The following is a 22,829-nucleotide window of genomic DNA, read 5'->3' as shown; positions in this document are numbered from 1 at the left end:
CACGCGTGCGGCCGTTTCCCGCTTTCTGGACAGTCCGGCCGTCACTGACCGACAATCGGCGGCGTGACGTCGTCCTTCGAGTTCCACACGTATCCCGCGCGGCTCTCCGACGCGGAGCGGGACAAGGCGCTGAGCGTGCTGCGGGACGGCGTCGCCATGGGCCGCCTGTCCCACGACACGTTCGTCCGGCGCATGGAACTCGCGCTCGTGGCGCGCCGTTCCGACGAACTCGCCGCGCTCATCGCCGACCTCCCGCGGGAGAACCGCTTCTCCCGCCTGGTGTTCGGCAGTGTGGAGGCCGTCTCCGGGTTCACCGTGCGGCTGCGCCGGGCCTGGCAGGCCGAGAAGCTCCCCAAGCTGCTGCTGCCGCACCCGGCGAGCGGCCACCCCCTGCGCATAGGCCGCGACCCCGGCAGCGGACTGCGGCTCAGCCACGAGACGGTCTCCCGCGTGCACGCCGAACTCCGCCACCAGGGCGGCCTCTGGGTGCTGCGGGACCTCGGCTCCACCAACGGCACCACGGTGAACGGGCGTCGGGTGGTCGGCGCGGCCGTCGTCCGCGAGGGCGACCAGATCGGCTTCGGGCGGATCACCTACCGGCTCGCGACGCACTGCCCCCCGGCGGGACCCCGGCGAAATCCCCACGATCGTCGCGGTGTTGACGTACCCCCGAAGTCGTGACTGACTGTGTGTACGCCATGTACTCCCGGTGAAACGACGGCGCCGCTTCGTGGAGGTGTGTTCTGCCGCCCCTCCCGCACTACCCGACCGTCGACGAACTGGGCGCGCGGGCCGCCGCCCTCGTCGCCCGGCATCCCCGCGACGCCCGGCTGCGCCGGGTCGGTGCCTCCCGCGCGGGCATCCCCCTGTGGCTGCTCAGCGTCGGCCACGGCAGCCGCCAGGCGCTCGTCGTCGCCGGGCCGCACGCCAACGAGCCCGTGGGCGGCGCCACCGTGCTGCGCCTGGCCGAGCGCGCCCTGGCCGACCCCCGGCTCACCGAGGGCGCCGACGCCACCTGGAACCTGCTGCTCTGCCTCGACCCCGACGGGCTGCGCCGCAACGAGCGCTGGCTGACCGGTCCGTACACCCTCGGTCACCACTTCCGGAACTTCTTCCGCCCCGGCTTCCTGGAACAACCCGAATGGCTGCCCGACGGCGCCGCCGCCGCGCTGCCCGAGACCCGCGCCCTGCTCGCCCTCCAGGACGAACTGCGGCCCTTCCTCCAGTGCTCCCTGCACGGCGTCGACGTCGGCGGCGGCTTCGTCGAGCTCACCCGTGACCTGCCCGGCCTCGACCGGCGGGTCGCGGGCATCGCCGCCCGCCTCGGCGTCCCGCGCGAGCTCGGCGCCTGCGACGCCCTGTACTGGCCCGGACTCGGCCCCGCCGTCTACCGCATCCCGCCCCCGCGCCGCCGCGACCTCGCCGCCGCCATCACCGAGGCCGCCGTCGAGTCGACGTGGTTCCACCCGCACCGGCACGGCACCGTCACCGCGGTCGTCGAGGCGCCCATGTGGGGGGTGGCGGCCGTCGGGGACGACTCCCCGCACGCCGACGTGGAGGCGGAACTGCGGTCCGTCAGCCACACCCTGCGCCAGGACACCCGGCTGCTGGCCGGCCTGGCGGCCCGCGTACGGCCGTACCTCGCCGGCGTCCCCGACGCGGCGCGGCTGCTCGCCCCGGTCGACGACTGCCTCCTGGTCTGCCCAGGGCTCGCCGACGCGTGGGACCCCGACTGCGGGAACGATTCTTCTCGTCCGCTGCCGCCCATGACCACGGCACACCTCGCCGCGCTGCGCCTCTCCGGGCGGCGGCTGGCCGTGCGCACCGCCGGCCTGTTGCACCAGCTGGTGACGCGTGCCGGGCGCGACCCGGCCGGGGCGCTGCCGGAGCTGGACCGGCTCATCGACGCGCGGTGCGCCGACTTCCGGGAGGTGTCCGGGGCACGCTGGATCGCGGTCGCGCGGCAGGCCGAGTACCAGGCGCGGGTCGTCCTCGCCACGTTCGAGCTGGCCGGCCGCGTAACCTTCCGTTCGGGTGAGTCGGGGTGGGGTCCGGACACCGTCGTGCCGATGCATCGGGAATGACGCACATCTCACTGAGAACGGTACGGGCGGGACTGCTCGCCGCCCTCGTCCTGCTGACGTGCACGGCGCCCGCGCGGGCGGGTGACGGACACTCCGGCGAGGACAACTGGCTGAGGCTCACGGTCACGCACGGAGAGACGCCGCCCACCGCGGAGAACGGCACCATGCTGCGGTGCGACCCGCCCCGGGGCCACCGGCACGCCACCGAGGCCTGCGCGGAGCTGACGGCGGCGGACGGCCGCATCGCCGACATCCCGCCGAGGGAGGACGTCGTCTGCCCGATGGTCTACGCACCGGTCACCGCCCACGCCGACGGAATGTGGCGAGGCCGCTCCGTCGACTACACGGAAACCTTCCCGAACGCCTGCACGATGACAGCCCGGACAGGCTCGGTCTTCGCCCTCGCATGACCGCGGGCCCCGCTCCCGCGGGCAGTCGTGCCTCCCCCATGCCTCGAAGGCCGGGGAGGCACCCCGCGGCGGGGAGGCGGAGCCAAGGGCGCTCACTCCGGGAGCCGCTCCAGCAGCGCCACGGGTGAGCGCCCGAGCAGTTCCGCCAGGTGCGCGTGCCCGCCGAACTCCCGTCCGGTCTCCAGTACGTCGGCCCACCGTCCCGGTGGCAGGGGGAGAAGGGTGTCGCGCCAGCCGCCCGCCTCCGCCAGCCGGAGCGACAGCCGGGTCACGGCGGCGAGCACCTCGCCGGAACGCGTGAAGGCCAGGCAGTGCGCCGCCGCGGGACCCTCGGCGGACAGCGGTTCGTACGAGGCCGTGGCACCGAAGACGTCCGGCCGCCGCGCCCGCAGCCGCAGCGCCGCCCGCGTCACCACCGCCTTGCCGCTCCCGTCGCTCCCGTCGGCCGTGAACCGGACGGGCCGCCGGTTGTCCGGGTCGACCAGCGCCCGGTACTCGTGTTCCGTGCCCTGGTAGAGGTCGGGCACTCCCGGCATCGTCAGGTGGACCAGCGCCGTACCCAGCACGTTCGCCCGGATGTGTGCCTCCAGCGAGGCGCGCAGCGCCGCCATCCGCTCGCCCGGCACCCCGCACGGCCCCGCCGTCACGAACCGCGCCACCGCCTCCTCGTACGGCGGCTCCTGCTCCGTCCAGCTCGTGTACAGGCCCGCCTCCCGCACATGCTTCAGCAGCGCCCCCCGCACCCGCTCCTCCTCCGCCGGGCCGAGCCCGAACACCGTCTGCCAGGCCGCCCACGCCAGCTGCGCGTCCGGTACGGCCTCGCCCGCGCGGGTGACCTCCGCCAGGACGTCCGCCCAGCGCTGCGGGCACTCGGTGAGCACCCGCAGCGCCGCCCGCACGTCGGCGCTGCGCTTGGTGTCGTGCGTCGAGACGACCGTCCCGGTCGACGGCCAGTCGCGCTGCACGCGCGCGCAGTACGCGTGGAACCGCTCCGGGGACACCGCCGGGTCACCGGGGTTCCCGCCCACCTCCGTCGCCGACAGCAGCGGCACATAGCGGTAGAACGCCGTGTCCTCCACGGACTTGGCCCGCAGCGCCGACGCGGTCTGTGCGAACCGCGTACGGAACTCCACGTGCTCCGCGCCGTCCCCGTACCGCCCGAGCACCAGGTCCCGTACGACGTCCACCGCCCCGGCCTCCTCGGGGACGGCGAAGGCGAGCCGGGCCTCGGCGGCGGCCTCCTCGGTGACCACCGCGGACGCGTCCACGGAGTCGTACGGGCGGTACACCTTCAGCCGTACCAGCAGTTCCTGGAGGGCGGTGCGCAGCGCCCAGGGCGCTCGGTCGCGCAGCGCCGGCTCCGGCGAGGTCGCGCACAGCCGGTCCGCGACCCGGGTCAGCCGGTCCACCTCGGCGGCCAGCTCGTGCGTGAGCACCTTGTACGCGGCCCGCCGCACCGTGGCGTCCCAGTCGCCGCCCCGGTCCGTCTGCGGGGCCGCGAACCGCCGGTACCGGCCGAGCAGCTCCCCGAACCCCGCCGGGTCCGTGAACAGCCCGTCCACGTGCCGCAGGGCGTCGTAGCCGGTGGTGCCGGCGACCGGCCAGGAGGCCGGCAGCGGCTCCCCGTCGGAGAGGATCTTCTCCACCACCGTCCAGCGGCCGCCCGTGGCCTCGTGCAGCCGCCGCAGATAGCCGTCGGGGTCGGCCAGCCCGTCGGGGTGGTCGACGCGCAGCCCGTCGAACACGCCCTCCCGGAGCAGCTCCAGGATCTTGGCGTGCGTGGCCTCGAACACCTCCGGATCCTCCACCCGCACCCCGATCAGCTCGGAGATGCTGAAGAACCGCCGGTAGTTCAGCTCGGTCCGCGCCAGGCGCCACCACACGGGGCGGTACCACTGCGCGTCCAGCAGCTCCGGCAGCGGCAGCCCGGCCGTCCCCTCGCGCAGCGGGAACGCGTGGTCGTGGTAGCGCAGCACGTCGCCGTCGGTCCTCAGGTGCCCGGCCTCCTGGCCGAGCGGCCCCCCGAGCACCGGCAGCAGCACCTGGCCGCCCCGCGCCTCCCAGTCGATGTCGAACCACCCCGCGTGGCGCGACGCGGGGCCGTCGCGCAGCACCTCCCACAGGACGGGGTTGTGGCGCGGGGACATCGCCATGTGGTTCGGGACGATGTCCACGACCAGGCCGAGCCCGTGCTCCCGCGCGGTGCGCGCCAGCTCCCGCAGGCCGCTCTCGCCGCCGAGTTCCTCGCGCACGCGCGTGTGGTCCACCACGTCGTAGCCGTGCTGCGAGCCGGGGACGGCCTCCAGGACGGGAGACAGGTGCAGATGGGACACGCCGAGCGAGGCGATGTACGGTACGGCGTCCGCCGCGGCCTGGAACGGGAAGCCGGGTTGCAGTTGCAGGCGGTAGGTGGCCGTGGGCGGGATCATGGGGGTGTTCCTCCGTTCGGGGTACGGGTGGATGCTTCTTCGCCCCCGCCGCCCCTTCCCGTTCCCGTCTCCCGGGGGCAGTGCCCCAGGTTCGGGACGGGAAGGGGCGGCGGGGCGACAACACCGAGGGCTACACCGGCCGTCGCAGGACCGTCATGCTGCGATCCGTCAGCGTCAGCCGCGTACCGGCCGTCACCTTCGGCCCGCTCCCCGGCGGAACACCCTCCGCACGGGCCGTGTCCACGACCACCTCCCACTGCCGCCCATGATCCACCGGCACCACGAAGTCCAGCGGTTTCGGCGAGGCGTTGAACATCAGCAGGAACGAGTCGTCCGTGATGCGCTCCCCGCGCTGACCGGGCTCGGAGATCGCGTTGCCGTTGAGGAACACCGTCAGCGCCGACGCCCGCGCCGAGTCCCAGTCCCGCTGGGTCATCTCTGCGCCCTCGGGAGTGAACCAGGCGATGTCGGAGAGGTCGTCGTGGGTGCCCTCCACCGGCCGGCCGTGGAAGAAGCGGCGCCGCCGGAACACCGGGTGGTCCTTGCGCAGCCACACCATCGCGCGGGTGAACTCCAGCAGCTGCCTGCGGACGTCCTCCTCGTCGTCCGGCCAGTCCAGCCAGGACAGCTCGTTGTCCTGGCAGTAGGCGTTGTTGTTGCCGCGCTGGGTGCGGGCCACCTCGTCGCCGTGGCTGAGCATCGGCACGCCCTGGGAGAGCATCAGCGTGGCGATGAAGTTGCGCATCTGCCGGGCCCGCAGCCGCAGGACGTCCGGGTCGTCGGTCTCGCCCTCGGCGCCGCAGTTCCAGGACCGGTTGTGGCTCTCGCCGTCCCGGTTGTCCTCGCCGTTGGCCTCGTTGTGCTTGTCGTTGTAGGAGACCAGGTCGTGCAGGGTGAAGCCGTCGTGGCAGGTGACGAAGTTGATCGAGGCCAGCGGACGGCGTCCGTCGTCCTGGTACAGGTCGGAGGAGCCGGTCAGCCGGGAGGCGAACTCCGCGAGCGTGCGCGGCTCGCCCCGCCACAGGTCCCGCACGGTGTCCCGGTACTTGCCGTTCCACTCGGTCCACAGCGGCGGGAAGTTGCCCACCTGGTAGCCGCCCTCGCCCACGTCCCACGGCTCGGCGATCAGCTTCACCTGCGAGACGACCGGGTCCTGCTGGACCAGGTCGAAGAACGACGACAGCCGGTCCACCTCGTGGAACTGCCGCGCGAGGGTCGCCGCCAGGTCGAAGCGGAACCCGTCGACGTGCATCTCGGTGACCCAGTACCGCAGCGAGTCCATGATCATCTGCAGTACGTGCGGGGACCGCATGAGCAGCGAGTTCCCCGTGCCCGTCGTGTCCATGTAGTACCGGGGGTCGTCGGTCAGCCGGTAGTACGACGGGTTGTCGATGCCCTTGAGGGACAGCGTGGGGCCCAGGTGGTTGCCCTCGGCGGTGTGGTTGTAGACCACGTCGAGGATCACCTCGATCCCGGCCTCGTGCAGCGCCTTCACCGCCGACTTGAACTCCAGCACCTGCTGGCCCCGGTCGCCCCAGGACGCGTAGGCGTTGTGCGGGGCGAAGAAACCGATCGTGTTGTAGCCCCAGTAGTTGTTCAGGCCCATGTCCACCAGACGGTGGTCGTTGACGAACTGGTGCACCGGCATCAGCTCCAGCGCCGTCACCCCCAGCCCGGTCAGGTGCTCGATCACCGCCGGGTGCGCGAGGGCCGCGTAGGTGCCGCGCAGCTCCTCCGGCAGCCCCGGGTGGCGCATGGTGAGACCCTTGACGTGGGCCTCGTAGATCACCGTGTGGTGGTACTCCGTACGGGGGCGCCGGTCGTCGCCCCAGTCGAAGTACGGATTGACCACGACCGACGTCATCGTGCGCGGAGCCGAGTCGAGGTCGTTGCGCCGGTCACGGTCGTCGAAGTGGTAGCCGTACACCTCCTCGCCCCAGTCGATCTCCCCGCTGATCGCACGCGCGTACGGATCGAGCAGCAGCTTCGCCGAATTGCAGCGCAGCCCCCGCTCGGGGGCGTACGGCCCGTGCACACGGAAGCCGTACCGCTGCCCGGGCATGACCCCGGGCAGGTACGCGTGCCGCACGAACGCGTCGCTCTCGCGCAGTTCGACCGCGGTCTCGGAGCCGTCGTCGTGCAGCAGACACAGCTCCACTCGGTCCGCGGCCTCCGTGAAGACCGCGAAGTTCGTTCCGGCGCCGTCGTACGTGGCACCGAGCGGATACGCCTCGCCAGGCCAGACCTGCATGGATAGGACTCTTTCAGGTGTACGGCGCCGGTGGGGCGCCTTGGCTCCGAGTGTTTCCGTGTCTCCCCGAACGGACGGGAACCACCTTCTACCCAGCTCCGCCGGGTCCGATGACCCGTGCCCGCCGTTCATCCCGCTATGAATCAGCTCACTCCCGGGGTCCCGCGGGGTGGAACGGTCCCGTGATTGCGGGAAGTTGGGAAACGACCCCGTCCATCGGGCTGCACCGTGCGCCGCTGGCGGAGTAGTCTCCTTGATCGTCGGGACGGGAGAGCTCGGGGGAGCGGAAGGCGGTAAGCGGGTGGGCACGGGAGGGCTGGAACTGCCCCCTGGTGACGACGGTCACGAGGGGAGTGGTTCCACGGACGTCCCGCCCGGTGCGGTGTCCCTGGCACGGCCGATGGACGCGGGCTCGATCGGGCCGGAGCTGGACTGGGGCGCCGACGCCTGGCGCGAGGTGCGCACGCGCGCCCAGCGGGCCGGCCGCGCCTACATCTGGCTGAACCTCGTCGAGCAGCGGCTGCGCGCGGTCGTGGCGGCCGTCCTGCGGCCCGTCTACGAGCCCGTGCACGGCGACGACTGGGTGGTCGCCGCCGCCGGGCCCGCCGGACAGGAGTGGGTGCAGCGCGCGGTCGCGGTGCGCGAGGTCAGCCGCCGCAAGGGCTATCTGCTCGACCCGGCCGACGACAACGTCCTGTCCTTCCTCACGCTGCCGCAGCTGCGCGAGCTGATGGTGGCGCACTGGCCCTGCTTCGAGCCGTACTTCGACGACCGCCGGGACGTCGAACTCGCCCTGGACGAGCTGGAGGTCACCCGCAACGTCGTCTCCCGCAACCGCGCGCTGTCCGAGGCCGTCCTCAGCCAGGCCGAACGGGCCTCCGCGCGGCTCCTTGAGATGCTCGGCGCCGGCGGCGACGTGCCGTCCGCGCGGCGGCTGCCCGTCGACGCGGTCGAGGACCTGGTCGGCGACCGGTACGCCGACGTCGTCGCCGTCCACCCGGACCGGGTGCGGCTGCTGCGCCAGTTCCCGGCCGAGGACATCTTCGGCGGGGCCCGCCGGCTCGACGCCCTCGGCATCGGCCTCAACCTGCTGGTGCAGAACTTCTCCGGGCGCCGTCTGGTGCGCCTCGCGGAGTCCGGCTGCCGGGTGCGGCTGCTGTTCCTGAACCCGGCCTCCAGCGCGGTCAAGCGCCGCGAGCGCGAACTCGGCCTCAAGCGCGGCGAGCTCGGTCGCAGCGTCGAGATGAACATCCTGCACATGCGCCGGGTCCGCTCCCGGCTGCGCGACCCCGGCGCCTTCGAGATCCAGGTCTACGACGAGACGCCCCGCTGCACCGCCTACCTCGTGGACGGGGACGGGTCGGACGGCATCGCGGTCGTGCAGAACCACCTGCGCCGGGCCCGGGGTATGGAGGCACCGGTGCTGGTCCTGCGCAACGGGACCAAAGTGGTCAAGCCGGGTGAAGCCGAGGAAGGCGGGCTGTTCCCCACCTACCGCGAGGAATTCGAGCTGATGTGGACGGATTCGCGCCCGGTGTCGTGAACGCCCCTGGTCGGAGCCGGTAAGCGGAACGCGATCCTCTGATTGTCAGTGGTGCGTGCGAAGGTGGGAACCACTGGGGGAACGCACCACACAGAAGGGGGACGGCCCATGGGCTGGCACCGGGAGCTGCTGATCGGCTTCGACCTGGAGACGACGGGTACCGACCCGCGCGAGGCACGGATCGTCACGGGGGCCGTGATCGAGGTCAGGGCGGGAGAGCCGCTGGAGCGCCGGGAGTGGCTGGCCGATCCGGGCGTACCGATCCCGGAGGACGCGGTGGCGGTCCACGGCATCAGCAACGAGCGGGCGACCGCCGAGGGCAGCCCCGCCGACCGGGTCGCCGACGCCATCGCCGACGCCCTCACCGCCCACTGGAGGGCGGGCGTCCCGGTCGTCGCCTACAACGCCGCCTTCGACCTGTCCCTGCTCTCCGCCGAACTGCGGCGGTACGGGCTGCCGTCCCTGCGCGACCGCCTGGGCGGCGCCGATCCCGGCCCGGTCATCGACCCGTACACCATCGACCGCTCCGTCGACCGCTACCGGCGCGGCAAGCGCAACCTCGAAGCGGTCTGCGCGGAGTACGGCGTCGTCCTCGACGCGGCGCACGACGCGACCGCCGACGCCCTCGCCGCGGCCCGGCTGGCCTGTGCGATAGCCGGCCGCCACCCCAAGGTGGCGGCCCTCGACCCGGCGGAGCTGCACCGCCGCCAGATCGGCTGGCACGCCGCGTGGGCGGCGGACTTCCAGGACTTCCTGCGCCGCAAGGGCGACGCCACCGCGGTGATCGACGGCACCTGGCCGCTGCGGGAGCCGGCGGACGAGCGGGTCTGACGCGCCGGGCGGTCCGAAGGCCGGAGGGCCAGAAGGTCAGAAGGGATACCAGCGCACCGTCTCGTCCCCGTCCCGCAGCGACGCCACCCGGCGGCGGAACTCGGCCAGCGCCTTGGGGTTGCCCGGGGCGTGCTGGGCGACCCAGGCGCAGCTGGCGGTCTCCCGCGCGCCGCGCAGCACCGAGCAGCCCTCCCAGGTGCGCACGTCCCAGCCGTAGGCGGTGGTGAAGGACGCGTACGCCTCGTCCGGCAGCCCGTAGCGGTCGTGGGAGAGGGCCATGACCACCAGGTCGTGCTCGCGCAGATCGGCCGAGAAGGTCTCCAGGTCGACCAGGACCGGCCCGTCCGGCCCGATGTGCACGTTGCGGGGCAGCGCGTCCCCGTGGACGGGGCCCGGCGGCAGATGGGGCGTCAGCGCCACCGCGGCCGACGCGAAGCCGTCACGCCGCTCGCGCAGATACGCCGCGTCCGCGGGGTCGATGGCGTCGCCCGCCAGCCGCAGCCAGCGTTCCACACCGCCCAGCAGCTCACGGGGCGGAAGCCCGAAGGGGGGAGCGGGCAGTGCGTGGACCAGTCGCAGCAGTTCGGCCAGATCCCGGGGTTCGGCGGGCCGCACCGCCTCCGGCAGCCGGTGCCACACGGTCACCGGGTGCCCGTCGACCAGCAGCGCCTCCGGCTCGGCCGCCCGCACCGCCGGCACGCCCTCCTCCGCCAGCCAGCCCGCGACGGCCAGCTCCCGGCGGGCCCGCTCCAGCAGCTCGGCGTCGCGGCCCACCTTGACGACCAGGTCACCGACGGCGAACACCGCGTTCTCCCCGAGGGAGAGCAGCCGCGCGTCCGCCGCCGCACCGGGCAGCACTCCCGCCGCCGCGAGTACGTCCCGCGCCCGTGCCTCGTCCATCCGTCCGCCTCCGTGTCCATGCGCGTCCGACCGCCGGGATCCGGCCATCCGTCGGCCAGTGTCGCATTCGCACAGGTGGCGGCGGTGTGCGTGGTCCCTTGACGAGGCAGACCCCCTTCACGACCATGACCTGGCCCACCCGCGTCGCGCAAAGGGGCTGATTCCGTGACATCGGTGACCGAGGCGAGGAGATCCGCGCCCCGCGCGCCCGGCCCGGGCCGCAGAGCCGGGCGGGCCGTCGACCACGGCCCGTGGTTCCTGGTGCTGCCCGCGCTGATCCCGATCCTCGTCCTCAGCGTCGGCCCGCTGCTCTACGGCATCCTGCTGGCCTTCACCGACGCCCAGTCCGGCCGCACCGAGCCGACCCGGTGGATCGGCGTCCTCAACTTCCAGGACCTGCTGCACGACACGCTGTTCTGGGAGTCGTTCCGCATCGGCCTGGTGTGGGCGGTCGGGGTGACGGTGCCGCAGTTCCTGCTGGCGCTCGGCCTCGCCCTGCTGCTCAGCCAGGACCTGAAGCTGCGCTGGCTGGCCCGCGCCCTGGCGATCGTCCCCTGGGCGATGCCCGAGGTCGTCGTCGGCGTCATGTGGCGGATCGTCTACAACCCGGACGCCGGCATCCTCAACGAGACGCTGCGCGACCTCGGCCTGGGGGACGGCCGGGACTGGCTCAGCGGGCTCGCCACCGCCCTGCCCGCGGTGATCGTCGTCGGCGTGTGGGCCGGAATGCCCCAGACCACGGTCGCGCTGCTCGCCGGGCTCCAGAACACCCCGCGCGAGCTGCACGAGGCGGCGGCGGTGGACGGCGCCGGAGCCTGGCGCCGCTTTCGCACGGTCACCTGGCCCGCCATCCGCCCCGTCGCCCTCGCCGTCACGGCGCTCAACCTGATCTGGAACTTCAACTCCTTCGCCCTGGTCTACGTCCTGACCAGCGGCGGCCCCGGCGGACGCACCCGGCTCCCCATGCTCTTCGCCTACGAAGAGGCTTTCCGCTACGGGCAGTTCGGCTACGCGGCGGCGATGGGCTGCGTCATGGTCGCCGCGATCTCGATCGCGCTGGCCGTCTTCCTCGCCGGCCGGCTCAGGGGAGGTGACGGGACATGAGAACCTCCACCGGCGCCCGCGTCGGCCAGTACGCCGCGCTGCTCGCGTATCTCGTCTTCCTCGCCTTCCCGTTGCTCTGGCTGCTCTCCACCGCGTTCAAGCCGCCGGCCGAGCTGGCCGGTCTGCATCCGACCTGGATCCCCCGGGACCCCACCCTCGCCAACTTCCGCCAGGCCTTCGACGAACAGCCGCTGCTGCGGGCCGCCCTCAACTCCCTGCTCGCCGCGCTCACGTCGGCCGTCGTCACCGTCGTCGTCGCCACCCCGATGGCGTATGTGACGGCCCGTCACCGCACCGCGCTCGCCCGGGCCGCGACCGGCTGGGTGGTGGTCAGCCAGGCGTTCCCGTTCGTCCTGCTGATCATCCCGCTGTTCCTGGTGCTGAAGAACCTGCGGCTGATCGACTCCGTGCCCGGTCTGGTGCTGGTCTACGTGGTCTGGGCGCTGCCCTTCGCCCTGTGGATGCTCACCGGATACGTCCGTGCCGTGCCGGCCGAGCTGGAGGAGGCGGCGGCCGTCGACGGGGCCGGGCGGCTGCGGATCCTGGTGTCGGTGACCGCGCCGCTGCTCGCGCCGGGGATCGTGGCGACCGCGCTGTTCGCCTTCGTCACCGCGTGGAACGAGTTCTTCTTCGCCCTCGTCCTGCTCAAGACCCCGGAGAAACAGACCCTGCCGGTCGTCCTCACCCACTTCATCGGTGCCGAGGGAGTCGCCGACCTCGGCCCGCTGGCGGCCGCCGCGTTCCTCGCGACGCTGCCCTCCCTGGTCGTCTTCGCGATCATCCAGCGGCGGATCACGGGCGGCATGCTCGCCGGGGCGGTGAAGAGCTGATGCGGACCAGAATCCTCGTGGCGGTGCTCGCCGCCGCCCTGCTCCTCGCGGGCTGCTCCTCCGGCGGCACCCGCGACGACGGCCGCATCACCCTGCGCTTCCAGTCCCTGGCCTGGCAGGAGGAGTCGGTCGAGGCCACCAAGGAACTCGTCGAGGAGTGGAACGCCACCCACCCGGACATCCGGGTGGAGTACGTCCAGGGCAGCTGGGACAGCGTCCACGACCAGCTCCTCACCTCCTTCGAGGGCGGCGAGGCCCCCGACATCGTCCACGACGCCTCCGACGACCTCGCCGACTTCGCCTACGGCGGCTACCTGGCCGACCTGACGGAGCTGCTGCCCGAGCGGCTGAAGTCCGACATCCCGCCCAGCGGCTGGGAGACCGTCACCTTCGACGACGGCGTCTACGGCGTCCCCTTCCTCCAGGAACCGCGCGTGCTCATCGCCAACGCCACCTGGCTCAAGGAGTCCGGCGTCCGCGTCCCGACCCCCGGACACCCCTGGAGCTGGGCCGAGTTCCGTCAGGTGACGGACCAACTAGCGGGCGACGGGAAGTATGGCGTGGCCTGGCCGCTCAAGGATCCCGTGTCCGCCACCCTCAACCTCTCCCTCTCCGCCGGCGGGCGGCTCTTCCACCGGGGCGACGACGGCAAGGTGACCGTGCGGTTCGAGGAGGGCGACGAGGTCGTCCCGCGCACCGTCCACGAGCAGGTGAACACCGACCGCAGCGCCTCGCCCACCACGCTCGGCAGCGGCGGCTCCGACACCCTGCCCGGTTTCTTCGCCGGCAAGTACGCGATGGTGCCGCTCGGCTTCTCCTACCGCCAGCAGATCGTCCAGCAGGCGCCGGAGGGCTTCGACTGGCAGGTGCTGCCCGCCCCGGCCGGGACCGGCGGACTCACCCAGGGCGTCAGCCCGCAGACCCTCTCCGTCGCCGAGGACTGCCCGCACAAGAAGGAGGCCGTGGCCTTCCTCGACTTCCTGCTCCAGCCGCGGAACATGGTCCGGCTCGCCCTCGGCGACTGGATGCTCCCCACCGGCCGCCGGGCCCTCGCCGACCCCGCCCTGCACACCGCCGAACACGGCTGGGCCACCGGCATCGCGCTCGCCGCCCGTCTGCGCCCGGCCCCCGCGCAGACGGTACGGGGCTACCCCGAATGGAAGGACAAGGTCGCCACCCCGGCGCTCCAGGAGTACTACAGCGGCGCGATCGACCTCGACGAGCTGCGCGAGCGGCTGGAGGAGGACGGCAACCTGGTCCTGGCCCGCTACCAGCGCTGAGTACGGCCGGGTTCGGTGACCGAGCCCGGCGCATTGCCATTGGTCCGGGGTGGGGTGCGGCGTTCCTTCCTGGAAAGACCTACTCGTCCGGGGCGGAGGTTCAATCCGCGAACGCGGCCGCGTACGACGCCACGCACGGCTCCGGGGTGGCCAGGGAGGTGACGACATGGCCGTCGACGGTCACCGGCGGGTCGAGCGGCATCCGGAGCAGCCGCTCGGAGCGGGACCCGTCGAACTGCTCGGCCGGCATCAGCGTCCAGCCCTCGGTGTCCCGGCCCACCTCGAACAGCACGTTGAGCATGTCCCCGGCAGGCGGCCGCAACGGGGGCACGGGCAGGGCGGCGAGGATCGCGTCATGCATCGGCGGGTCACTGTCGCGGGCGGGAAGCCGCAGACCGTACGGATCGAGGTCGTGCAGGCCGACCGCGAGCTTGCGGGCGGCGGGGTGTTCACGCGCGAGCACCGCGTGCAGCGGCTCGGACCAGGCGCGCACCACCGTCACTGTCGCGGAGGTGAGCGCGCCCCGCACCAGCGCCAGGTCCAGCTCGCCGTCGCGGACGGCGTCGAGTCGCGCGGCCACCGGCAGGTCGACCAGCTTCGGTTCGGCGGGGCGTTCGCCGGCGCTCAGGCGGCCCACCGCCCGGTCGAGCCGTCGGGTGACGCAAGACGCGACCCCGATCCGCAGGACGGCCGCCGGTTCTCCGGCGACCACCCGCACCCGGGCCGCCGCAGCGAGGGCCTCACGGGCCGCAGCGAGCACTCGTTCGCCGGCCGGGGTGAGCCGTACCCGGCGAGAGGTGCGGTCGAGCAGTCGCACGCCGAGCTCGCGTTCGAGCCGGGCGATCTGCTGGCTCACCGCCGGCTGCACTATGCCCAGCCGTTGCGCCGCGCGCCCGAAGTGCAGCTCCTCGGCGACGGTCACGAAGTACTGCAGCGCTCTCAGTTCCATCCGCCTGATCTATCACATGATGTGATTGCTGCCGAGCGTTTCTGACCATTGTTCGCGCAGGTCACTCCGGCTGTGATGGGTACGAGCCCGCCGGAGCGGTCCTGTCAGCCGGATGCCGCGACGCGGGGAAACGCGAACGGAGAACAGAGTGAGCACAACAACCCTCGGCGTCATCGGTACCGGCATGGTCGGCCTCGGGGCCGCCCGCCGCGCCGTCGACGCCGGCCTGAGCGTCGTCCTGAGCAACTCACGCGGCCCCGAGACGCTGGCCGATCTCGTCGCGGAGCTCGGCGAGCGGGCCCGCGCGGCCACCCCGGCCGAAGCGGCGAGCGCCGGTGATCTGGTCATCGCGGCCGTGCCGCTGGCCGCCCACGAGCGGCTGCCCCGGGCGGAGCTCGCCGGCAAGACCGTGATCGACCCGATGAACTACGCGCCGAATCCCGACTTCGAGGTGCCGGAACTCGACAGCGACGAACTGACCTCCAGTGAACTGGTGCAGCGCCACCTCGCGGATGCCCAGGTGGTGAAGGCATTGCACAACATCGGCCCCAAGCAGTTGCTGGAGCTGTTCCGCCCGACCGGAGCCCCCGACCGCACCGCGCTGCCACTTTCCGGCGACGACCCGGACGCCAGGAAGGAGGTGGCCGACCTGCTGGACGTCCTCGGCTTCGATGCGGTGGACCTCGGCACACTGGCCGACAGCTGGCGCAGCGAACCCAACACCCCTTTGTACGCCCTCCCGTACGTGGGACAGCCGCCGTCCGGCCTCACCGCCGAGGAATTCGTGGCCTGGGTCCAGCAGGCGCCCGGTGTGCCCGCGCCCGCCGCCCGGGTCGAGGAGCTCGCCGCCGCCGCGGTGCGGGGGCCCGCGGGTTTCCGGATGGAGTAGAGGGCGATCCGCCCCGAGCGTCCGCTCACCGTCACCGCGACCGTCATCCGGGCGCTGCGGCACGGGGATCCCCGGGACCTTCGCCTGGGTGCTTACCGGGCAGCGGCCATTTCCCGGCCCCGGTCCCAGAGGGGCGTCCGCCGCAGTCGGGGCGGGCAGTGATGGACACCGTGTCGCGGATGACGCTCCGGCCGGTGGGCCGGCGGGCGGGCCCGGCCTGCTCGGGACGGCGCCCACGCGCGTAGGCGGCCGCTCCGGCTCCGGGGACCGCGCGCCCGCCGTCACCGAGCCGTCGTCGACCCCGCCGGGCTGCCGCCGGAATCCGGTCCGGTCCCCCTCGCTGCCCGACCCCGACGCCCACCGGAGCCGGCGGCACCTGGTCGAGTCGGGATTCTCCGGAGTCGGCGGTCGGCTGCACGTGGAGCCGACGGCATGAGATCAAAGAGGTTGCACGAGACGTATCGTCTCGTCTACTGTCGGCGCATGACCAGTCCCGCGCACATCGCCATGTTCTCCATCGCCGCCCACGGTCACGTGAACCCGAGCCTCGAGGTGATCCGCGAGCTCGTGGCGCGCGGCCACCGGGTCACGTACGCGATCCCGCCGCTCTTCGCCGAGAAGGTGGCGGAGACGGGCGCCGAGCCCAAGCTGTGGAACAGCACGCTCCCCGGCCCCGACGACGACCCGGAGGCCTGGGGCACCACACTGCTGGACAACGTGGAGCCGTTCCTCGATGACGCCGTCCAGGCACTTCCGCAGCTCATCGAGGCCTACGAGGACGACACCCCCGACCTCGTGCTGCACGACATCACCTCCTACCCGGCCCGCGTGCTCGCCCACCGCTGGGGCGTGCCCGCCGTCTCCCTCTCGCCGAACCTCGTCGCCTGGGACGGGTACGAGCAGGAGGTCGCCGAGCCGATGTGGGAGGAGCCGAAGAAGACCGAGCGGGGGCAGGCGTACTACGCCCGCTTCCACGCCTGGCTGGAGGAGAACGGGATCACCGAGCACCCCGACCCGTTCGTCGGCCGCCCCGCCCGCTCCATCGTCCTGATCCCCAAGGCGCTCCAGCCGAACGCCGACCGGGTCGACGAGAGCGTGTACTCCTTCGTCGGGGCCTGCCAGGGCGACCGGAGCGCCGAGGGCGACTGGCAGCGGCCCGCCGGGGCCGAGAAGGTCGTCCTGGTGTCGCTCGGGTCGTCCTTCACCAAGCAGCCGGCCTTCTACCGGGAGTGCGTCGAGGCGTTCGCGGATCTGCCCGGCTGGCACCTGGTGCTCCAGGTCGGCAGGCACGTCGGCCCCGCCGAGCTGGGGGACGTACCGGAGAACGTCGAGGTGCGGTCCTGGGTGCCGCAGCTCGCGATCCTGAGGCAGGCCGACCTGTTCGTCACCCACGCGGGGGCCGGCGGCAGCCAGGAGGGGCTGGCCACGGCCACCCCGATGATCGCCGTACCGCAGGCCGTGGACCAGTTCGGCAACGCGGACATGCTCCAAGGGCTGGGGGTGGCCCGGCACGTTCCGGCCGGCGAGGCGAAGGCCGAGGTGCTGAGGGCGGCGGCCCTCGCCCTCGTGGACTCCCCGGAGGTCGCCGGCCGCCTCGAGACGATCCAGGCGGAGATGGCACTGGAAGGCGGCACACGGCGCGCGGCCGACCTGATCGAGGCGGAGCTGCCGTAACGCGTCCGCGGGCAATCGTGCCGCGTCACCGCGGGCAATCGTGCCGCAGGGCGGCACCCCGCAAGCGCCGGGCAGCGCGACCCACCCCCGCCCACGAAGAAGGGCCCGGCGGAAAACCGCCGGGCCCTTGCCGCGCCTACCGGATCACACCGGTACGCGGTCGCCCTCGTCGTCCCGGGACGACGGCGGTACCGCCGCCGCCTCCGGCGACTCGTCGTGGGTCAGGTCGGGCATCCGGTGCAGCCACTTCGGCAGGTACCAGTTGCGCTCGCCGAGCAGCGTCATCACCGCCGGCAGCAGCACGCCCCGGATGATCGTCGCGTCGATCAGCACCGCCGCCGCGAGGCCGACGCCCATCTGCTTCATGGACTGCATGGACAGCGTCCCGAAGATCCCGAACACGGCGACCATGATGATCGCGGCACTGGTGACCACGCCGGCCGTGGTGACCACACCGTGCTGGACGGCGTCCCGCGTCGTCCGGCCCCGCAGCCGGGCCTCGCGGATCCGGGAGACCACGAACACGTGGTAGTCCGTCGACAGGCCGAACAGGATCACGAAGAGGAACAGCGGCAGCCACGTGATGATCGCGCCGACGCCCTCCGCGCCCACCAGGGACGCGCCCCAGCCGTGCTGGAAGACCGCCACGAGGATGCCGTACGCGGCGCCCACCGACAGCAGGTTCAGCACGATCGAGGTGACCGCGACCGTCAGCGAGCGGAACGACAGCAACATCACCAGGAAGGCGAAGACCACCACGAAGGCGAAGACCGGGACCACGGAGCCGACCAGCTGGTCGTTGAAGTCCTTGTTCCCGGCGACCTGCCCGGTGATCGGCGCCTCGACGCCGTCGACCTCGCCGAGCGTGGCGGGCCGCACCTCGTCGCGCAGCGTGTCCAGGCTCTCGGCCGCCTTGTCCTGGTCGGATCCGCCCACCAGCGGGACGTAGACGAACGCGACGTTCCGCTGGTCGTGCAGCTTGATCTCGACCGGGCCGCGCGAGGCCCCCGAGCTGATCGCCCGCTCCCGGAACTCGGCGAGCGCGGCCTTCACCTCGGGCGCGTTGATGTCGTCCGCCTTGACGACCACCTCGGCCGGCTCGGAGCCGCCCGGGAAGGCGTCGTTGACCCGGTTGTACGTCTGCACGATCGGCAGCGAGTCGCCGAACTCCTGGTCAAGGGTGAGGTTCTGCGTCTTCATCCCGACCGCCGGAGCGGCCACGGCCAGCAGCGCACCGGTCGCCACCACGACCGACAGCACCGGCTTGGCGAGCACCCGCTTCAGTACGGCCGACCAGAACCGGCTGTCACCGTCGCCGCCGGTGCGGCGCCGGCGCAGGAACGGCACGCGGCCCTTCTCGACCCGCTCGCCCAGCAGCGACAGGAGCGCCGGCAGGACGGTGACGGAGCCGACCATGGCGACCGCCACGACCATCAGCGAGGCCAGGCCCATCGCCTCGAACTCGGCGAGCCCGGTGAACAGCATGCCCGCCATGGCGACACACACCGTGACACCGGAGACGACGATCGCGCGGCCACTGGTCGCGGCGGCGATCCGCAGCGCGGTCTGCGCGTCCCGTCCGGCCGCCCGCTCCTCACGCTCACGGCGCAGGTAGAACAGGCAGTAGTCGACCCCGACGGCCAGGCCGACAAGGAGCATCACCGAGTTCGCCGTCTCGCTCATCGGCTGGAGGTGGCTGACCAGGCCCATCAGGCCCATCGTCGCCATGATCGCGGTGATCGCCAGCGCCACCGGCAGCAGCGCCGCCACCAGCGCGCCGAACGCGATCAGCAGGATGCCGAGGGCCACCGGCACCGCGGAGTACTCGGCCTTCTTGAAGTCGTCGCCGAACGCGTCGTCGAACGTCTTCATCATGCTGGCGCCGCCGATCTCCTCGATCCGCAGCGACTCGTGGTCCTTCTGAACCTCCTCCACGGCGTTCAGCACCGGCTCGATCCGCTCACCGGCGGTGTCCGAGTCACCCCGTATGTCGAACTGGACCAGCGCGCTGCGCCCGTCCTCCGAGATGGTCTCGCTCTCGTACGGCGAGGTGACGTCCGTGGCCTCGCCGGTCTTCTCCACGGCCGCGACGACCGCGGTGACCGCCGACCGGAACGCGGCGTCCGTGGCCGTGAGGCCCTCGCCCTTCGCCTGGACGAGCACGGTCTCACCGGCCGGCTCCTCGATGCCGGCGTCCTCGATGATGCGGGCGGCGGTGCTGGTCTCTCCCTTGAGCTGATCGCTGTCGCCGACGTCGACCCGGCCCGCGGCCGAACCGAGTCCCATCGCCAGCACGACGAACAGCACCCAGATGCCGACGGCCGCCCAGCGGTGCCGGGCGCTCCAGCCGCCGGCCCGTGCGGCGAGGCCCCGCACCCGTGATTCTCCGTTCCCCATGACGGGCTCGCTCCCTCGTGTTCGGCAGCGACCCCCTGCCGCCACCTGACCCATTCGAAGGTAGGGGCCGGATAAGCCCGTCTCGTCGTGCTGTCCGGTGAAGCCCGGGAACCCCGGGTCATCCCATCGGCGCCCGTCTCCTCCCCACTGGGGAGGACAGCGGCCCCCTACACGTATCCGGGCGTGTCGGGGCCGAGGACCAGGGTTCCGGTGCGCCACCGCCGTCGGGCACACCCCCGCGGGGTACGACGGCCGTCCTAGGGTGTCCCCATGGCGACGACGAGATACGCGGCGCTGCTGCGTGGGATCAACGTGGGCGGCAGCAGGAAAGTGCCGATGGCCGAACTGCGCGCCCTCATGGACGGGCTCGGTCACGACGGGGTGCGCACCCATCTGCAGAGCGGCCAGGTGGTGTTCACCGCCGCGCACGGCGACGAGGAGTCACTGGCCGCGGAGTTGTCGGCGGCGATCGGGCGGCACTTCGGCTTCGCCGTGGACGTGATCGTGCGCGACCACGCCTATCTGAAGGGGATCGTCGACGCCTGCCCGTTCCCGGCGGGCGAGCTGGAGCCCAAGCAGCTCCACGTCACCTACTTCTCCGCGCCCGTCACCCCCGACCGCTTCGCCGAGATCGACCAGGAGGCGTATCTGCCCGAGGAGTTCCGCCTCGGCGACCGCGCGCTCTACCTGTACGCCCCGAACGGCCTGGGCCGCTCCAAACTCGCCGAACACCTGGCCAGGCCTCGCGTCACCAAGGGGGTCGTCGCCACCAGCCGCAACTGGAACACGGTGCGCAGACTGGTGGAGCTCACCGCGGGGTGAGATCAGGCGCCGACCGCCGCGAGCAGCGGCACCCGCGCCCCGTCGTACCGCTCCAGCAGCACCCGCGCCACCTCCGGCGCCGGACCCAGCACGTCCGCCAGGACGTCCGCCTCCGCCGCGCCCCGGGCGATCCGGTCCGGGAGGAAGCCGGGGGCCAGGACGTACGGGGCGACGGCGACGCGTGCGCAGCCGAGGGCGCGCAGTTCGCGGACCGCCTGCTCGGTGCGGGGGAGGGATGCGGAGGCGAACGCAGGCCGCACGGCGCACCAACCGGTGTGCCGCCACTCCCGCGCGATTGCTGCGATCACTGCGATCGCCTCCGGGTCGGAGGACCCCGCCGAGGCCAGGACGACCCCGGTCGAGGACTTGTCGGCGGGCGCCAGACCCGCCTCGTACAGCCGCCGCTCCAGCGCCGACATCAGCAGCGGGGACGGGCCCAGCACCTCGGCCTGGCGGATCCGCAGCCGCGGCGGGGCCTGAGCCAGCACCGCCGGGATGTCCGCCTTGGCGTGGAAGGCACGGGTCAGCAGCAGCGGGAGGGCGACCACATCGCGGACGCCCTCCGCGTCCAGGGACTCCAGCACCCCTTGGACGGAGGGGATGTTGAAGTCCAGGAACCCGGTCTCCACCCGCAGCCCCGGCCGCAGCGACCGCACCTGCCGCACCAGGGCGTGCACGGTCGCGGCGTGCCGCGGGTCGCGGCTGCCGTGGGCGACGACGAGAAGTACCGGACGGCGCATGGTGTCCCTCAGCCCTTCACCAGCAGACCGCGGCTGCGCAGCACCCACCGCTCCAGCGGACTGAAGATCAGCAGGTCGATGGCGATACCGACGGTCAGGATCAGCAGGATGGCCTCGAAGACCATGGCCATGTCGCTGGCGTTGCGGCCGTTCTCCAGCAACTGTCCGAGGCCCACGCCGAGGTCCGGGAACGACGCGATGATCTCCGCGGCCATCAGCGAACGCCAGGAGAACGCCCAGCCCTGCTTCAGCCCCGCCACATAGCCCGGCAGCGCGGCCGGCAGCACGATGTGCCAGGTGCCCTTCAGCCCCGTCGCGCCCAGCGTCCGGCCGGCCCGCAGGAACAGCGGGGGCACCTGGTCGACGCCGGAGACCAGGCCGTTGGCGATCGAGGGGACCGCGCCGAGCAGGATGACGGCGTACATCATCTGGTTGTTCAGGCCCAGCCAGATCACCGCCGGCGGCACCCACGCCACCGACGGCAGCGACTGCAGACCGGACAGGACCGGCCCGATCGCCGCGCGCACGAACTTCACCCGCGCCACCAGCAGCCCCAGCGGGGTGCCGATCAGCAGCGCGAAGAAGAAGCCGAGCAGACCGCGCGAGACGCTGGTCCAGATGTAGCCGAGCAGCTCGCCCTGGAGCCACGCCTGGCGCAGCACGTCCCACACGGCGCCCGGCGAGGGCAGCTTGGTCGGATCGTCGACGATCTCGAACGAGACCAGGGCCTGCCACACCGCCAGCACCAGCGCGATGGCGAGGACCGGCGGCAGGATCTTCTCCACGAAGGTCTGCCGCAGCGGCTTGCGTCCGGTCTGCACCGTCTCCAGTGCGTCGAGGCCCGCCTCCAGACCGGCGAGGTCGCCCCCGTCCCTGTCCTTGGCGGTCGTCTCAGTGCTGGCCATGACGGCGGATCTCCCCACGGAGTTCTTCGGTGATCTCTACGGACAGTTCCGCCACGGCGGTGTCCTCGATACGGCGCGGATGCGGGATGTCCACCGTCCACTCGCGGGCGATCCGGCCCGGACGGGACGACAGCAGCACCACCCGCTGCGCGAGCCGCACGGCCTCGCGCACGTTGTGCGTGACGAACAGGACGGACAGCCGTGTCTCGCGCCAGATCCGGGTCAGCTCGTCGTGCAGCACGTCCCGAGTGATGGCGTCCAGCGCCGCGAACGGCTCGTCCATCAGCAGCAGCCGGCTGTCCTGGGCGATCGCCCGCGCCAGCGCCACGCGCTGTCGCATACCGCCGGACAGCTCGTGCACCCGCTTGCCGTGGGAGCCCTTCAGCCGGACGAGCTCAAGGAGCTCCTCGGCCCGTTCGCGGCGCTCGTTCTTCTGAACGCCCCGCAGCTTCAGGGCGAGTTCGATGTTCTTGCCCGCGGTCAGCCACGGGAAGAGGGCGTGCTCCTGGAACATCAGGGCCGGCCGTCCGTCCGTGCCGATCGTGCCGGCCGTGGGGCGGTCGAGCCCCGCGACCAGGTTGAGCAGGGTGGACTTGCCGCAGCCCGAGGCACCCAGGAGGGTGACGAACTCACCGGGTGCGACATCGAGGGTGATGTCGTCCAGCACGAGCTGCTGTCCGGCGGGGCCCGCGAACGACTTCGAGACGTGCTCGATGCGGGCGGCGTGCGTGGCCGCCCCGATGCCGTCGGCGGCCTTGGCGAGGGTCGTGGCCATGGTCGTCACCTCCTGG

19 protein-coding genes are annotated in these 22,829 nt (G+C 72.5%); 11 read left to right on the top strand and 8 right to left on the bottom strand.

Annotated features, from left to right (window positions below; translation table 11 throughout):
• The first annotated feature begins 63 nt into the window (after window positions 1–63).
• From ACF1DX_RS10240 to ACF1DX_RS10230, 3 genes are all read left to right on the top strand, one after another.
• The gene (locus tag ACF1DX_RS10240; RefSeq protein WP_391790742.1) at window positions 64–681 is read left to right on the top strand and encodes an FHA domain-containing protein; all 618 of its coding nucleotides are present in this window, start codon (window positions 64–66) and stop codon (window positions 679–681) included.
• 62 nt (window positions 682–743) lie between these two features.
• On the top strand, window positions 744–2,084 hold the full coding sequence (locus tag ACF1DX_RS10235) for a M14 family zinc carboxypeptidase (RefSeq protein ID WP_391791182.1): 1,341 nt from the start codon (window positions 744–746) through the stop codon (window positions 2,082–2,084).
• Window positions 2,081–2,494, top strand: coding sequence for an SSI family serine proteinase inhibitor (locus ACF1DX_RS10230; RefSeq protein ID WP_391790741.1), 414 nt, complete (start codon window positions 2,081–2,083; stop codon window positions 2,492–2,494). The genes ACF1DX_RS10235 and ACF1DX_RS10230 overlap by 4 nt, the downstream gene beginning before the upstream one ends.
• 92 nt (window positions 2,495–2,586) lie before the next feature.
• On the opposite strand, the gene treY is transcribed toward ACF1DX_RS10230, so the two are convergent.
• Both treY and glgX read right to left on the bottom strand, forming a co-directional pair.
• Window positions 2,587–4,923, bottom strand: coding sequence for a malto-oligosyltrehalose synthase (gene treY, locus ACF1DX_RS10225; protein WP_391790740.1), 2,337 nt, complete (start codon window positions 4,921–4,923; stop codon window positions 2,587–2,589).
• Between the two features lie 130 nt (window positions 4,924–5,053).
• Complete coding sequence (gene glgX / locus ACF1DX_RS10220) at window positions 5,054–7,174, bottom strand: glycogen debranching protein GlgX (RefSeq protein ID WP_391790739.1); 2,121 nt, start codon at window positions 7,172–7,174, stop codon at window positions 5,054–5,056.
• Between the two features lie 301 nt (window positions 7,175–7,475).
• Here glgX and ACF1DX_RS10215 point away from each other — a divergent pair, with 301 nt between their 5' ends.
• The gene (locus ACF1DX_RS10215) at window positions 7,476–8,717 is read left to right on the top strand and encodes an SAV2148 family HEPN domain-containing protein (protein ID WP_391790738.1); all 1,242 of its coding nucleotides are present in this window, start codon (window positions 7,476–7,478) and stop codon (window positions 8,715–8,717) included.
• A 108-nt stretch (window positions 8,718–8,825) separates the two neighbouring features.
• Window positions 8,826–9,548, top strand: coding sequence for a 3'-5' exonuclease (locus ACF1DX_RS10210; RefSeq protein WP_391790737.1), 723 nt, complete (start codon window positions 8,826–8,828; stop codon window positions 9,546–9,548).
• A 36-nt stretch (window positions 9,549–9,584) separates the two neighbouring features.
• Here ACF1DX_RS10210 and ACF1DX_RS10205 read toward each other — a convergent pair whose 3' ends face one another.
• Window positions 9,585–10,448 carry a phosphotransferase enzyme family protein gene (locus ACF1DX_RS10205; protein ID WP_391790736.1) on the bottom strand — a complete coding sequence of 288 codons (864 nt, stop codon included), beginning with the start codon at window positions 10,446–10,448 and terminating at the stop codon, window positions 9,585–9,587.
• Between the two features lie 165 nt (window positions 10,449–10,613).
• On the opposite strand from ACF1DX_RS10205, the gene ACF1DX_RS10200 reads away from it, so the two are divergent.
• The 3 genes from ACF1DX_RS10200 to ACF1DX_RS10190 are packed head-to-tail and all read left to right on the top strand — an operon-like array spanning window position 10,614 to window position 13,662.
• Complete coding sequence (locus ACF1DX_RS10200) at window positions 10,614–11,552, top strand: carbohydrate ABC transporter permease (RefSeq protein WP_391790735.1); 939 nt, start codon at window positions 10,614–10,616, stop codon at window positions 11,550–11,552.
• Window positions 11,549–12,382, top strand: a complete 834-nt coding sequence (locus ACF1DX_RS10195) for a carbohydrate ABC transporter permease (protein ID WP_391790734.1) — start codon at window positions 11,549–11,551, stop codon at window positions 12,380–12,382. Before ACF1DX_RS10200 ends, ACF1DX_RS10195 begins: the two co-directional genes overlap by 4 nt.
• Window positions 12,382–13,662 (top strand): ABC transporter substrate-binding protein, encoded by a 1,281-nt coding sequence (locus ACF1DX_RS10190; protein ID WP_391790733.1) that lies wholly within the window; start codon window positions 12,382–12,384, stop codon window positions 13,660–13,662. The genes ACF1DX_RS10195 and ACF1DX_RS10190 overlap by 1 nt, the downstream gene beginning before the upstream one ends.
• Window positions 13,663–13,762: 100 nt before the next feature.
• Here the strand turns inward: ACF1DX_RS10190 and ACF1DX_RS10185 are convergent, their stop codons facing one another.
• Window positions 13,763–14,611: a LysR family transcriptional regulator gene (locus ACF1DX_RS10185; RefSeq protein ID WP_391790732.1), complete on the bottom strand. Its 849-nt coding sequence runs from the start codon at window positions 14,609–14,611 to the stop codon at window positions 13,763–13,765.
• 148 nt (window positions 14,612–14,759) lie between these two features.
• On the opposite strand from ACF1DX_RS10185, the gene ACF1DX_RS10180 reads away from it, so the two are divergent.
• Both ACF1DX_RS10180 and mgt read left to right on the top strand, forming a co-directional pair.
• Window positions 14,760–15,500, top strand: coding sequence for an NADPH-dependent F420 reductase (locus ACF1DX_RS10180; RefSeq protein ID WP_391790731.1), 741 nt, complete (start codon window positions 14,760–14,762; stop codon window positions 15,498–15,500).
• Between the two features lie 432 nt (window positions 15,501–15,932).
• Entirely contained in the window at window positions 15,933–17,174 is a 1,242-nt protein-coding gene (mgt, locus tag ACF1DX_RS10175; protein WP_391790730.1) for a macrolide-inactivating glycosyltransferase, read from the top strand.
• A gap of 144 nt (window positions 17,175–17,318) precedes the next feature.
• On the opposite strand, the gene ACF1DX_RS10170 is transcribed toward mgt, so the two are convergent.
• Window positions 17,319–19,571, bottom strand: a complete 2,253-nt coding sequence (locus ACF1DX_RS10170) for an MMPL family transporter (protein ID WP_391790729.1) — start codon at window positions 19,569–19,571, stop codon at window positions 17,319–17,321.
• 270 nt (window positions 19,572–19,841) lie between these two features.
• Between ACF1DX_RS10170 and ACF1DX_RS10165 the strand changes: the two genes are divergently transcribed.
• Window positions 19,842–20,393, top strand: coding sequence for a DUF1697 domain-containing protein (locus ACF1DX_RS10165; protein ID WP_391790728.1), 552 nt, complete (start codon window positions 19,842–19,844; stop codon window positions 20,391–20,393).
• A 2-nt stretch (window positions 20,394–20,395) separates the two neighbouring features.
• Here ACF1DX_RS10165 and ACF1DX_RS10160 read toward each other — a convergent pair whose 3' ends face one another.
• From ACF1DX_RS10160 to ACF1DX_RS10150, 3 genes are read right to left on the bottom strand one after another with little or no spacing between them, the layout of a single operon-like run.
• Window positions 20,396–21,133, bottom strand: coding sequence for a sirohydrochlorin chelatase (locus ACF1DX_RS10160; protein ID WP_391790727.1), 738 nt, complete (start codon window positions 21,131–21,133; stop codon window positions 20,396–20,398).
• Between the two features lie 8 nt (window positions 21,134–21,141).
• Complete coding sequence (locus tag ACF1DX_RS10155; RefSeq protein WP_391790726.1) at window positions 21,142–22,038, bottom strand: ABC transporter permease; 897 nt, start codon at window positions 22,036–22,038, stop codon at window positions 21,142–21,144.
• Window positions 22,025–22,813, bottom strand: a complete 789-nt coding sequence (locus ACF1DX_RS10150; RefSeq protein ID WP_391790725.1) for an ABC transporter ATP-binding protein — start codon at window positions 22,811–22,813, stop codon at window positions 22,025–22,027. The genes ACF1DX_RS10155 and ACF1DX_RS10150 overlap by 14 nt, the downstream gene beginning before the upstream one ends.
• Window positions 22,814–22,829: the final 16 nt, after the last annotated feature.

The organism is Streptomyces sp. NPDC014676, assembly GCF_043084105.1.
GTDB lineage: Bacteria > Actinomycetota > Actinomycetes > Streptomycetales > Streptomycetaceae > Streptomyces.
This window is presented reverse-complemented; position numbering and strand designations above follow the sequence as displayed.